This window comes from Stenotrophomonas sp. FSL W7-1447 (genome assembly GCF_037966425.1).
Lineage (GTDB): Bacteria > Pseudomonadota > Gammaproteobacteria > Xanthomonadales > Xanthomonadaceae > Stenotrophomonas > Stenotrophomonas pavanii.
In genome coordinates, this window is the sequence record NZ_CP150199.1 from 1,877,754 (window position 1) to 1,890,519 (window position 12,766).

12 protein-coding genes are annotated in these 12,766 nt (G+C 67.1%); 10 read left to right on the top strand and 2 right to left on the bottom strand.

The features are described 5' to 3' along the window. Positions 1 to 6: 6 nt before the first annotated feature. The 5 genes from coaD (at position 7) to NSQ78_RS08810 (ending at position 4,215) form a co-directional block, all read left to right on the top strand. Positions 7 to 516: a pantetheine-phosphate adenylyltransferase gene (coaD, locus tag NSQ78_RS08790; protein ID WP_005416145.1), complete on the top strand. Its 510-nt coding sequence runs from the start codon at positions 7 to 9 to the stop codon at positions 514 to 516. Positions 517 to 576: 60 nt separating this feature from the next. Next, positions 577 to 1,068: a hypothetical protein gene (locus NSQ78_RS08795; RefSeq protein WP_005409092.1), complete on the top strand. Its 492-nt coding sequence runs from the start codon at positions 577 to 579 to the stop codon at positions 1,066 to 1,068. Positions 1,069 to 1,200: 132 nt separating this feature from the next. Next, complete coding sequence (locus NSQ78_RS08800; protein ID WP_010484376.1) at positions 1,201 to 1,482, top strand: YfhL family 4Fe-4S dicluster ferredoxin; 282 nt, start codon at positions 1,201 to 1,203, stop codon at positions 1,480 to 1,482. Further along, positions 1,479 to 3,209, top strand: a complete 1,731-nt coding sequence (gene ggt / locus NSQ78_RS08805) for a gamma-glutamyltransferase (RefSeq protein WP_064238186.1) — start codon at positions 1,479 to 1,481, stop codon at positions 3,207 to 3,209. The genes NSQ78_RS08800 and ggt overlap by 4 nt, the downstream gene beginning before the upstream one ends. A 118-nt stretch (positions 3,210 to 3,327) precedes the next feature. Further along, entirely contained in the window at positions 3,328 to 4,215 is an 888-nt protein-coding gene (locus NSQ78_RS08810) for an MBL fold metallo-hydrolase (RefSeq protein ID WP_049470373.1), read from the top strand. Between the two features lie 77 nt (positions 4,216 to 4,292). Here NSQ78_RS08810 and NSQ78_RS08815 read toward each other — a convergent pair whose 3' ends face one another. Both NSQ78_RS08815 and upp read right to left on the bottom strand, forming a co-directional pair. Then, positions 4,293 to 4,586, bottom strand: a complete 294-nt coding sequence (locus tag NSQ78_RS08815; protein WP_046430010.1) for a PsiF family protein — start codon at positions 4,584 to 4,586, stop codon at positions 4,293 to 4,295. A gap of 186 nt (positions 4,587 to 4,772) precedes the next feature. Then, on the bottom strand, positions 4,773 to 5,405 hold the full coding sequence (gene upp / locus NSQ78_RS08820; RefSeq protein ID WP_005409099.1) for a uracil phosphoribosyltransferase: 633 nt from the start codon (positions 5,403 to 5,405) through the stop codon (positions 4,773 to 4,775). Positions 5,406 to 5,575: 170 nt separating this feature from the next. Between upp and NSQ78_RS08825 the strand changes: the two genes are divergently transcribed. The 5 genes from NSQ78_RS08825 to NSQ78_RS08845 all read left to right on the top strand — a co-directional run bounded on the left by NSQ78_RS08825 (position 5,576) and on the right by NSQ78_RS08845 (position 12,746). After that, the gene (locus tag NSQ78_RS08825) at positions 5,576 to 8,137 is read left to right on the top strand and encodes a TonB-dependent receptor (protein ID WP_064238189.1); all 2,562 of its coding nucleotides are present in this window, start codon (positions 5,576 to 5,578) and stop codon (positions 8,135 to 8,137) included. Beyond that, positions 8,137 to 9,252 (top strand): phytase, encoded by a 1,116-nt coding sequence (locus NSQ78_RS08830; RefSeq protein WP_064238191.1) that lies wholly within the window; start codon positions 8,137 to 8,139, stop codon positions 9,250 to 9,252. Before NSQ78_RS08825 ends, NSQ78_RS08830 begins: the two co-directional genes overlap by 1 nt. A 14-nt stretch (positions 9,253 to 9,266) precedes the next feature. After that, entirely contained in the window at positions 9,267 to 10,616 is a 1,350-nt protein-coding gene (locus NSQ78_RS08835) for a metallophosphoesterase family protein (RefSeq protein WP_223224854.1), read from the top strand. A gap of 10 nt (positions 10,617 to 10,626) precedes the next feature. Then, positions 10,627 to 11,241, top strand: a complete 615-nt coding sequence (locus tag NSQ78_RS08840; protein ID WP_049470361.1) for an inorganic diphosphatase — start codon at positions 10,627 to 10,629, stop codon at positions 11,239 to 11,241. Positions 11,242 to 11,330: 89 nt separating this feature from the next. Continuing rightward, a complete protein-coding gene (locus NSQ78_RS08845; RefSeq protein ID WP_064238195.1) occupies positions 11,331 to 12,746 on the top strand; it encodes a deoxyribodipyrimidine photo-lyase in 1,416 nt (471 codons plus the stop codon). Positions 12,747 to 12,766 lie beyond the last annotated feature (20 nt).

Below are 12,766 nucleotides of genomic sequence, written 5' to 3' on the forward strand. Positions count from 1 at the left end.
CCGCCCATGACCGTGGCCAACCGCCGCATCGCCGTCTACCCCGGCACGTTCGACCCGATCACCAACGGCCATATCGACCTGGTGAGCCGGGCTGCGCCGCTGTTTGAAAAGGTCGTGGTCGGCGTGGCGCAAAGCCCGTCGAAGGGCCCGGCGCTGCCGCTGGAACAGCGCGTGCAGCTGGCACGTGGCGCCCTGGCCCATCACGGCAATGTCGAGGTCATCGGCTTCGACACGCTGCTGGCCCATTTCGTACGTTCGGTCCAGGGCGGGGTGCTGCTGCGCGGCCTGCGCGCGGTGTCCGACTTCGAGTACGAGTTCCAGATGGCCAGCATGAACCGCCACCTGATCCCCGAGGTCGAGACCCTGTTCCTGACCCCGGCCGAGCAGCACAGCTTCATTTCGTCCTCGCTGGTCCGCGAGATCGCGCGCCTGGGCGGCGACGTGTCCGGTTTCGTGCCGGCCGCGGTGCTCGAAGCCCTGCGCAAGGTCCGCGAAGCGAAGGCGGCACAGTCGTAAGCCCCGCTGTATCCGCACCCCATTACGTACACCACCACGCACCACTCCGGGAGGAAACCCATGAACACCACCATGCGCGCGATGCTGATCGCTTCGTTGGCCCTGGCCTTCACCGCCTGCAAGAAGGAAGAGGCCGCTCCGGTCGACGAAGCCAAGCAGGCCCTGGTCGCTCCGGCCAAGGATGACGATGCAGGCTGGAAGAAGTACCTGCAGGAAGTGGCGATCCAGAACATGGGCAACATCACCAACAGCCCGTTCCTGTACTACCTGTCGCCGGAATCGGACCCGGACTTCCAGGCCAAGTACGAGCGCCAGACCGAGAGCGCGACCCAGGCCGTGGCCCGTGGCGTGCAGCCGGGCAACATGCTGGCCTTCGGTTCGTCGGCCTCGGGCAAGATGGCTGACATGATCCAGGCCGTGTTCAAGGACGTGTCGCCGGATTCGATGAAGGGCGTGCGCGTCGTCTTCATCGGCCAGTCGGCCGACAACGCCCGCGTGCAGGCGGCGATCCAGCCGACCGGCGCCGAGTACATTTTCGTCGAAGCCAAGTAATACCGAGCCATGGCGGCCATGCCCCGGCATGGCCCGGGCGGCGTCCCGCAAGGGTGCCGCTGATGACCTGACCGGCCCGCGCGCCCGCGCTGGCCGGTCCTTTGTCCCAAGGCGCGGGCGAGGAGTATCGCCATGTCGCTGAAAATCAACGAGCTCTGCGTCAACTGCGACGTCTGCGAGCCGGCCTGCCCGAACCAGGCCATTTCGATGGGTGAAACCATCTACGTGATCGACCCTGCCCGCTGCACCGAGTGCGTGGGCCATTTCGACGAGCCACAGTGCGTGGTCGTCTGCCCGGTCGAGTGCATCGACCCGGATCCGGAGATCGTGGAAACGGAAGACCAGCTGCTGGCCAAGCTGCGCCAACTGCAGCACGATCACCCCGAACTCTACGCGGAGCCCCCATCCGAATGAAGACGCTGATCGTCCGCCGCTTGTTGCTGCTCGGCCTGCTGCTGAGCCCGGTTGCCTGGGCCGACGGCCCGGCCCGTGCCGAACGCCCCGATGGCGCGGCCATTGCCAGCGGCCACGCGCTGGCCACCCAGGCCGGCATCGACATCCTCGCGCAGGGCGGCAACGCCTTCGACGCGGCGGTGGCGGTATCGTCCACGCTGGCGGTGGTCGAGCCGATCAGCTCCGGGCTGGGCGGTGGCGGCTTCTTCCTGCTGCACGACGCGGCCACCGGCAAGGACGTGATGCTGGATGCGCGCGAGACGGCCCCGGCCGCCGCGACCCCGCAGGCCTTCCTCGACAAGCAGGGCAACCTGGACCGGGATCGTTCGGTCAACGGCGCCTGGTCGGCCGGCATCCCGGGCCTGCCCGCAGCGCTGGTCGAACTGTCGGCCAAGCACGGCAAGCTGCCGCTGTCGGCCTCGCTGCAACCGGCCATCCGGATCGCGCGCGAAGGCTTCCCGGTGTACGAGCGCATGGCCAAGGGCTACGCGTCGCGGCGTGAAGTGATGGAGCGCTATCCCGGCACGCGGGAGGTCTACCTGCGCAACGGCAAGCCGATCGCCACCGGTGACCTGTTCAAGCAGCCGGAGCTGGCGCAGACGCTGGAGCGCCTGGCTGCGGGTGGCTTTGATGGCTTCTACAAGGGCCAGACCGGAAAGCTGCTGCTGGCCGGCGTGAAGCAGGCCGGCGGCAAGTGGACCGCTGAAGAGCTGGCCGGCTATCGCGTGAAGCAGCGCGAACCGATCGTGTTCAACTACAACGGCTGGAAGATCACCACCGCGCCGCCGCCGTCGTCCGGTGGCATCGCGCTGGCCAGCATGCTGCAGATCCTGGAAGGCTGGGACATCAGGAAGATGGACCCGGCGCACCGCACCCACCTGGTGGTGGAGTCGATGCGCCGCGCCTACCGTGACCGCACCTTCTTCCTCGGCGATCCGGACTTCGTGCAGATCCCGCAGAAGGTGCTGACCAGCAAGGACTACGCGCAGGGCCTGCGTGCCACCATCCACCCGGAGAAGGCCACGCCCAGCGACCTGCTGTCCGGCAACCCCACGCCGCTGGAAGACGACGAGACCACGCATTTCTCGATCATCGACCGCGATGGCAACCGCGTCGGCGCCACCCAGACCGTCAACCTGCTGTACGGCTCGGGCCTGATTCCCAAGGGCACCGGCGTGCTGCTGAACAACGAGATGGACGACTTCGCGCTGAAGCCGGGCACGCCCAATGCGTTCGGCGTGATGGGTTACGAGGCCAACGCACCGAAGGCGGGCAAGCGCATGCTCAGCTCGATGACCCCGACCTTCATGGAGAACGCCGACAAGGTGGTGGTGCTGGGCACGCCGGGCGGCAGCCGCATCATCACCATGGTGCTGCTGGGCATCCTGGGCTACGACGCCGGGCTGGACGCGCAGCAGGTTGCCGCGCTGCCGCGCTACCACCACCAGTGGCTGCCGGACCTGATCGAAGCCGAGGACGATGCGTTCGACCCGGCAACGGTCAGGCAGCTGCAGGCAATGGGCCACAAGATCGACCTGCCCGGCGACGTTGCCGCAGGCGGTCGTGGGTCCAGCCATGTGTGGGGGAACCTGCAGACCGTGGAATGGGACCGCAAGGCGAACAAGCTGTTCGGCGGCAGCGACCCCCGCAACCCGGTGGGCAGCGCCCAGGTTGTGCCGGCGCGCTGATCCCGCCGTGCCGGCCACTGGCCGGCAATCCGGTTGATACCGAAACCCCGCCTTTGCCGGCGGGGTTTTCTGTTGCCGTCTAGCGATTATTTAACGAGCCGGCGCCGATAATCGACGCATGAAACTCTGGTCTATTCGTGGAAACTCGCAGCGCCTCGATGGCGGCGCGATGTTCGGCAACGCGCCGCGCGCGTTGTGGGAAAAATGGGCGGCACCGGACGAGCTCAATCGTATCGAGCTGGCCTGCCGTGCACTGCTTGCCAGCCCGCTGGAAGGCAAGACGGTGCTGTTTGAAACCGGTATCGGCGCGTTCTTCGACCCGCGCATGCGTGAGCGCTACGGGGTGCAGGAAAGCCAGCACGTACTGATCGATTCCCTGCGCGAAGCCGGTTTCGAGCATGAGGATATCGACGTGGTGGTGCTCAGCCACCTCCACTTCGACCATGCCGGCGGCCTGCTGGCGGCGTGGAGCGAAGGCCGTGATCCCGAGCTGCTGTTCCCGAACGCGACCTATGTGGTCGGCGCGCAGCACTGGCAGCGCGCCGTGCAGCCACACCCGCGCGATCGCGCAAGCTTCATTCCGGAACTGCCGGGCCTGCTGCAGGCCAGTGGCCGCCTGGAAGTGGTCGACGGCGAATACTCGAAGGCGCTCGGCCGCAGCGTACGCTTCAGCTACAGCGACGGGCATACCCCGGGTCTGATGCTGGCCGAGATCGTCGGGCACGCGCATGCTGGCGAAAGCGCGCATGGTGGCGTGGTGTTCTGTGCCGACCTGATCCCGGGGCGCTCATGGGTACACGTGCCGATCACCATGGGCTACGACCGCAACGCCGAGCTGCTGATCGACGAGAAGCGGCAGTTCCTTGAAGACAAGCTGGCGCGCAACGTGCGGTTGTTCTTCACCCACGACCCGCAGGTGGCGCTGGCGCAGCTGGGCCGGGATGACAAGGGACGTTTTGTGACCCTGCACGAGCAGGGCGAGCTGAAGGCGCGCGCCCTGGGGTAATGGAATGGCCGGGCAGTGCCCGGCCATCCGTGGGTGTGTCGATCCACGCCTTGCGGCGTTCCGATCGGACGCGATCGCTACGACGACTTCAGGCAGCTGCTCATGAAGGTCTTGCGCGCATCACCGGCCAGCTTCTTCGCACCCGCGTCGGCATTGCACTTGCGCATGCGTTCCTGCTGCGGATTGACCGCCTTGGTTTCGGCGGCGTGGCCGCTGAGGCAGGAACTCTGCGCGGTCTTGTAGGCATCACCCTTCAGCCCCTTGTTCTTGGCCGAACATTCGGCCATGCGCTGCTGCTGCGGGGTGGTGGCATTGGCAGCCAGGGGCAGGCCAACCAGCAGGACGGCGGCCAGCAGGAAAGAGGCTTTCATCGGAATGCTCCAAGCGGTGGCGGGTGCGCGGAGCATTCGCTTCCGACCGGTAAGGCCACGTGAAGAATCACGCGTCGGCCACGCCCGCGTCCACGGGCGTTCACGTGCCGCGGCGAAGCGCGCCCGCGAGCGGATGGCGGGTCAGAGCCCTCTCCTGCGGAGAGGGATCCGACCCGTTCACCGGGATTATCCGACGCGGGTTCCGAAGATGCGGTCGCCGGCGTCGCCCAGGCCCGGCAGGATGTAGCCCTTGTCGTTGAGCTGGGCATCGATGGCCGCAGTGTAGATCTCCACGTCCGGGTGCACGGCCTTGACCGCCTCGATGCCTTCCGGCGCGGCCACCAAGAAGATGCCCTTGATGCGGCGGGCGCCGGCGCGCTTGAGCATGTCGATGGTGGCGATCAGGGTGCCGCCGGTGGCCAGCATCGGATCCAGGATCAGCGCGTCGCGCTCTTCCAGGCGCCCGGTCAGGCGCTCGAAGTAGGGCACCGGCTGCAGGGTTTCCTCATCGCGCTGCAGGCCCACCACGCTGACACGGGCAGCCGGGATCAGCGACAGCACGCCACTGAGCATGCCCAGGCCGGCGCGCAGGATCGGCACCACGGTGATCTTGGCGCCGGCAATGCGCTGCACCGTGACCGGCCCGGCCCAGCCGGGCAGGGTGTGCGGCTCGGTGTCCAGGTCGGCGGTGGCCTCGTAGGCCAGCAGCGTACCCAGCTCGTTGGCCAGTTCGCGGAAATCCTTGGTGCTGAGCGCGGCGTTGCGCATCAGGCCGATCTTGTGCTGCACCAGCGGGTGGCGCACTTCGACGATCTTCATGGTCGGGAAGGGGGAAATGAGAGAGAGGACGCCATTTTGCCGGATCGGCGTGTCGAATCCCAAACCGGCCCCGCAGCGGCGTGACCCGAAATGTGCAGGCGCATGTCATGGCCATGCAACCTTGCGGACATACCGTGCAGACCCATTCTTAACAGGAATGGGGATTCCCAGTGCATATCAAGACTCCGTTGGCCGTTGCCATCACCCTGACCCTGGCGATGGGGGCCGCGGCACCGCTGCAGGCGGCCGGGCAGCAGGCGGTAGCCGCTACCGGCGCCGTGGCCGCCGACGCGGTCGACCTGGACCGCATCGAAGTACGCGCCCAGCTCGAGTCGCAGATCCGCGCGGTCGACCTCAAGCGCAGCAGCGATGCCATCGAGGATGCCGTTTCCTCGGACGCCCTGGGCCAGTACCCGGACAAGAACGTGGCCGAATCACTGCAGCGCCTGCCGGGTGTCAGCGTGACCCGCGACCAGGGCGAGGGCCGCTTCGTGGTCATCCGCGGCCTGGACGCCAATCTCAACAGCGTCAGCGTGGATGGCATTGCCGTCGGCACCCCGGAAGATTCCAGTCGCGCCGCACCTCTGGACGTGATCCCGTCCGACTCCACCGAGCGCCTGCGCGTGGTCAAATCGCCCACCCCGGACATGCCCGGCGATGCCATCGGTGGCGCCGTGCTGGTGGAATCGGCGTCGGCCTTCGACCGCGATGGTCGCAGCCTGCGTGGCAAGATCGAGGGCAGCCACCAGCCGTTGTCCGGCGAGACCAGCCCCAAGGCGGCGCTCAACTACAGCGAAGTGTTCAACGATACCTTCGGCGTGGCGCTGGGCGTGAACTACCAGAAGCGGAAGTTCGAGTCGGACAACACCGAAGTGGAATATGACGGCGAGGACGATGCCGCCCCCGGTGACGTGACCGCGATCAACCTGCAGCACCGCAAGTATGAGATCGAACGCAAGCGCATCGGCGCCAACCTCAATCTCGACTGGCACCCGAACGAAGACAGCAAGTACTACCTGCGCACGCTTTACAGCCAGTTCGATGATGCGGAGACCCGCCAGCGCGTGATCTTCAACTTCGACGACGCGAAGATGGTCAAGACCGGCACCGACCAGTACCGCCTGGACGGCATGCCGAAGGATTCGATCGACAAGCGCATGCGCTACCGCACCAAGAAGGAAAACACGTTCGCGGCCAGCCTCGGTGGCGAGAACCGGCTGACCCACGCCGTGGTCGATTACCGGATCGGCTATACCCGTACAGAAGAGCGCGTGAACGACGAGATGGAGGCGCGCTTCAAGCTCAACGGCAAGGTCTTCAACGGCACCCTGGACCAGCGCAGCCGCCTGCCCAGCTACAGCTTCGACAACCCGCAGTGGCTGGACAACAGCAACTACGCGTTCGACCGCTTCGTGCTCTCGCCCAAGCAGGTGAACGACAAGGAGCACAGCGCACAGGTCAACGTGCGCTTCGACGGCGACAGCAGCAGCATCAAGTTCGGTCTGCTGGGCCGCTGGCGCGACCGCGACGTCAATGTGGATGAGCGCGAACTGCGTGTCGGCCCGAAGGTGGCGCTGTCGAGCTGGACCACTTCCTCGCCGGAGCACCGCCACGGCAACATGGGGGACGGCATGGACTCGGCCGCGATGCGCGCGTTCTGGGCGGCCAGCGGCAGTCAGTACAGCGCCCGTCCGCAGGATGTCGGCGGCAATGCGATGACGTCGCTGGAAGAGGATTACGTGGCCAGCGAAGACATCTTCGCCAGTTATGCCATGGGTACCTGGGACGTGGGCGCGCTGCGCATCATCGGCGGCGTGCGCGTGGAGAACACCCGCTTCAAGGCGATCGGCAACCAGGTGGACGTGGCCGCCAACGGCCGCAGCTTCACCGTCACCCCGCGCGTGGCCAACAGCAGCTACACCAACGTGCTGCCGGGCCTGCACCTGCGCTATGACGCGGCCGATGACTGGGTGCTGCGCGCCTCGGCCAACAAGACCGTATCGCGCCCGTCCTTCGGCGACGTCTCGCCGCGCGTGGGCTACAGCCGCGGTGACGAGGAAGTGCGCCTGGGCAATCCGGAACTGGACCCGTACGAGTCGAAGAACATCGACCTGTCGGTGGAGAAGTACATCGGCAGCAGCGGCATCGTGTCGCTCGGCCTGTTCCACAAGTCGATCGATGGCTACATCGTGGAAACCGTGCGGACCAATGATCCGGCCTACGGCGGATTCGACGTGACCCAGCCGATCAATGGTCGCAACGCCACCGTGCGGGGTGCGGAATTCAACTGGCAGCAGCAGCTGGCCTTCCTGCCGGACGGCCTGGATGGCCTGCTGGTGGGTGCCAGTGGCACCTGGCTGGACACCACGTTCGATGCCGGTATCAAGGACCGTGCGGGCGAGGACTTCACCCTGCCGCGCGCCTCCAAGCATGTCTACAGCGCACACATCGGCTATGAGAAGTACGGCGTGAGCACGCGCCTGGCGGCGGTATACCGCAGCGAGTACCTGGACAGCATCGGCAAGGGCCGCGCGTTCGACATCTACGTGGCACCCAACACCCAGCTCGATTTCTCGCTGGATTACAAGTTCACCCCGCGGGTGAGCATGTACTTCGAGGCGCAGAACCTGCTGGACAAGCCGCTGGAGCTGTACCAGGGCACGCGGTCGCGCACCCTGCAGATGGAAGAGTATGGGCGCACCTATGCGCTGGGCCTGAAGGTGGCGCTGTGATGGGGCGCAGCCGTGCCGTCCTGGCCGCGGCGCTGGCCGCCACGCTGATCGTCGGCTGCACGCCGGCCAGCGGCAACGATCCGGTTGCGGGAGCGGCCGCGCCGGCCGCAAGTGGCGCGCGCGGGGTGACCACCCTCGCCGAAGCCTTCCTCACGCCGATGACCCCGGCCGACAACATCGACTCGCCGGCGGCCTGGCGCGCCCCGGACGGCACGCTGTGGCTGATCGCCACCGCCAAGGCCACCGACAAGCTGGTGGTCTACGACGGCAGCACCGGCCGGCACCTGCGTGACGTCGGTAGCAGCGGCACCGGACCGGGACAGTTCGACCGCCCAAACGGCATTGCGGTGACCGACGACCTGCTGTGGATCGTGGAGCGCGACAACCACCGCGTGCAGGTGCTGAGCCTGCCGGACCTCGCGCCGCTGGCGACGTTCGCTGCCGGCGATCTGCGCAAGCCGTACGGGCTGTGGGTCGACCGCCGTGCCGATGGCTACAGCGTCTACGTCACCGACTCCTGGGACAACGGCGAGGATGCGCAGGGGCGTGACATCCTGCCGCCGCTGGCCGAGCTGGACAAGCGCGTGCGCCAGTACCACGTGACCCGCAACGGCGCGAAGGTCGAAGCGAAGCTTGTCGCCAGCATCGGTGACACCACCGAGGCCGGTGCGCTGCGCGTGGTCGAGTCGATCTGGGGCGACCCCGAGAACGATCGCCTGCTGATTGCCGAGGAGGACGAGCGCTACGCCAGCGAGTTCAAGGTCTACACCCTGGCGGGCCGCTTCACCGGCACCACCTTCGGCCGCGACGTGTTCAAGGCACAGGCCGAAGGCGTGACCCTGCGCGCCTGTGGCAAGGACGGCTGGTGGATCACCACCGAACAGGGCAAGCAGCGCAGCGTGTTCCACCTGTTCGACCGGCACACGCTGAAACCGGTCGGCGCGTTCCAGGGCAATACCGTGGCCAACACCGATGGCATCTGGATGATGCAGCAGCCCAGCGCGCGCTTCCCGCATGGTGCGCTGTACGCCGTGCACGACGATCAGGGCGTGGTGGCCTTCGACTGGGAGAGCATCGCCAAGCAGTTGGCATTGCCGCTGGAGTGTGGCGCATGAGCGGGCAGTGCGTGATGCGCAGGCTGGCGCTGGGGCTGCTGCTGGCGTTGCCGTCGCTGTCGTGGGCCGCGGCCGAACCGAACACCCAGGTGCCGACCGGCAGCCACCACTACGCAGCGACGCCGGTGCCGGACCGCATCGTCGCCTCGCCGGCGGCCGATCCCAGCCACGGGTTCGCCGTGGCCTGGCGTACCGATGGCAGCGTGCAGGCGCCCCTGCTGGAGATCGCCCTGGCCGGTGATTCGCCCGCCATCGATGGCATCCGACAGGTACGCGCGACGACCCGCGCGCTGCAGACCGAGAACGGTCTGTCGCATCATCACCGCGCCGACGTCAGCGGTCTGCAGCCGGGCACCCTGTATGTCTACCGCGTGCAGGGGCATGGCAGCTGGAGTGCGTGGAACCAGCTGCGCACGCTGGCCGCGGCCGACCAGCCGCTGACCCTGCTGTACTTCGGTGATACCCAGAACAAGAACGTCAGCCATGTCAGCCGGGTGGTGCGTGCCGCGCAGAAGGCTGCACCGCAGGCGCGCATGAGCCTGTTCGCCGGTGATCTGGTCAGCGGCGGCGACAACATGGACGACAGCGAATGGGGCGAGTGGTTTGCCGCCACCGGCTGGCTGGCGCAGGAAACGCTGGTAGCCCCGGCGATCGGCAACCATGAGTACTTCGAGGAATTCGAGGACACCCCGCAGGAGCGCCGCGTGCTGGGCCGGCACTGGCCGGTCACGTTCGCGCTGCCGGGCAATGGCGCCCCCGCCGCGCAGCAGACCAGCTACTGGTTCGATGCGCAGGGCGTGCGTGTGGCCGTGGTCGATGGCACCTCGGCACTCGATCTGGGCACCGCCAGGGCACAGGCACAGTGGCTGGACAAGGTGCTGACCGGCAATTCGCAGCCATGGACCATCGTGTTGCTGCACCAGCCGTTCTACTCGCCGCGCGAAGGGCGCGAGAACGCCGCGCTGCGTGACGTGCTGCTGCCGGTGGTACGCCGCCACAACGTCGATTTGGTGCTGCAGGGCCACGATCACACCTATGGCCGCCGTGGCGAGGGTCAGGCCGCGACGCCACAGTACGTGGTGACCGTGGCCGGGCCGAAGCAGTATCGCCTTTCCGACGAGGCACGGAAGACGATGGATCCGGTAGCCGAGGACACCCAGCTGTTCCAGGTGCTGACTATCGATCCGCAGCACCTGCGCTACGAGGCGCGCACCGTGACCGGGCGTCTCTACGATGCCTTCGAACTGCGCCGCGACGCCAAGGGCGGCAAGCAGCGCACGGAGCTGAGCGAAGGCCGTATCGCACCGCGCGACTGTCCGCGTGCGCAGACTGCCAAGGGTCGTGCCGACCGCTGCTGGGAATGAGGAAACACTGATGACCACACCCCGTCGCATCATTCCATTGGCTGCCATCGGCGCGTCCCTGCTGTTGCTGGCCAGTGCGGTAGCCGCCGCCGATACCGTGCTGCATCCCTTCCTGGTCGCCCAGCCGAAGCAGGCCCCGCAGGAAGTGAATCTGGCGGTGGAGATTCCGGCCGGCAGCTTCACCAAGTACGAGATCAAGGACGATGGCCTGGTGCATGTGGATCGCTTCCAGTCCATGCCGGTCGCCTATCCGGCCAACTACGGCTCGATGCCGCGTACCCTGGCCGGTGACAACGATCCGCTGGACGCGCTGGTGCTGACCCGCGAACCGCTGCATCCGGGCGTAATCGTGCGCTTCCGGCCGATCGGTTACCTGAAGATGATCGACGGCGGCGAGCATGATGAGAAGATCATCGGCGTGCCGACCGACAAGGTCGACCCGAGCTACGCCGGCATCCGCGACCTGGCGGATCTGCCGGAGGTCGAACGGCAGCGCATCGAGGCCTTCTTCCGCGTCTACAAGGACCTGCCGGCCGGGCGCAACCCGGTGCAGCTCAATGGCTGGGGCAATGCTGCTGAAGCGCGTGCGCTGATCAGCGAGGCGATGCAGCGCTTCGGCAAGTAGATCCATGCCATGCGGGGATGGCCTGGCGCGCGCATCTCCTTCACTGCCCCTGGCTATCATGTCCGCCTTCAACAACGGGGGCGGTGTCTGTGTCGGTAGCGTTGGTATGGTTCCGTCGCGATCTGCGGCTGCAGGACAATCCGGCCCTGCAGGCCGCATTGGAGGCGGGGCACGATGTGGTGCCGGTCTACATCCATGCGCCCCACGAAGAAGGTGAATGGGCGCCGGGTGCGGCCTCCGATGCGTGGCGGCACCGTTCCCTGGCTGCATTGGATACCGACCTGCGCGCCCGCGGTTCCGCGCTGGTGCTGCGCAGCGGTGACAGCCTGCCGACCCTGCAGGCCCTGATCGAGCAGGCCGGCGCTGAAGCCGTGTACTGGAACCGCAAGTACGAGCCGGCCACGCAGCCACGCGACGCCACCATCAAGCGCACGCTGCGCGAGCAGGGCATCGACGCGCAGAGCTGCAACGGCAGCCTGCTGTTCGAACCCTGGGACATTGCCACCCAGCAGGGCCAGCCCTACAAGGTATTTACGCCGTATTGGCGCAACGTGCTCAGTCACTGGCGCCTGCCGGCGCTGCAGGCCGCACCGAAGGCAATGGCGGCGCACACGGTGGACAGCCTCGCGCTGGAGGATCTCCAGCTGGCACCGACCCTGGACTGGGATGCCGGCTTCTGGGAGCACTGGCAGCCGGGCGAGGCCGGTGCGCTGGACGCGCTGTCGGTGTTCGAGGACGGCGCCTTGCGTGGCTATCGCGAGCAGCGCGATCTGCCTGATCGCGTGGGCACCTCGCGGCTGTCGCCCCATCTGCACTTTGGCGAGATCGCGCCGTGGCGCATCGCCCATGCGCTGGAGGGGCTGCGCACTGCCGGCACCGATGCCGACATCGATGGTTACCTGCGGCAACTGGGCTGGCGCGACTTCGCATATCACCTCCTGCATCACTTCCCGAAGACACCAACCGACAACCTCAACCCACGGTTTGACCGCTTCCCCTGGGCCACGCCCAGTGCAGCGCAACTGCACCACTGGCAGCGCGGCAACACCGGCGTGCCGATCGTCGACGCCGGCCTGCGCGAGCTGTGGCACACCGGCTACATGCATAACCGGGTGCGGATGATCGTGGCCAGTTACCTGTGCAAGCACCTGCGCGCCTACTGGCTGCATGGTGCGCGCTGGTTCTGGGACACCCTGGTTGATGCCGACCTGGCCAACAACACGATGGGCTGGCAGTGGGTGGCAGGTACCGGCGCCGACGCGGCCCCGTACTTCCGGGTGTTCAACCCGGTCACCCAGGCCGAGAAGTTCGATCCGCAGGCCCGCTACATCAGCCGCTGGGTGCCCGAACTGGCGGCGTTGCCGGTGAAGGCGCGCTTCGCGCCATGGCAGCACCCGCAGCTGCTGGCCACGCACGCGGCGGGCTATCCGCGCACCCCGCTGGTGGATCTGGCCGCTGGCCGCGATGCCGCCCTGGCCGCCTACCGCCAGTCGGGAGCAGGGTAAAGGGCCGCGTGGTTGATCCA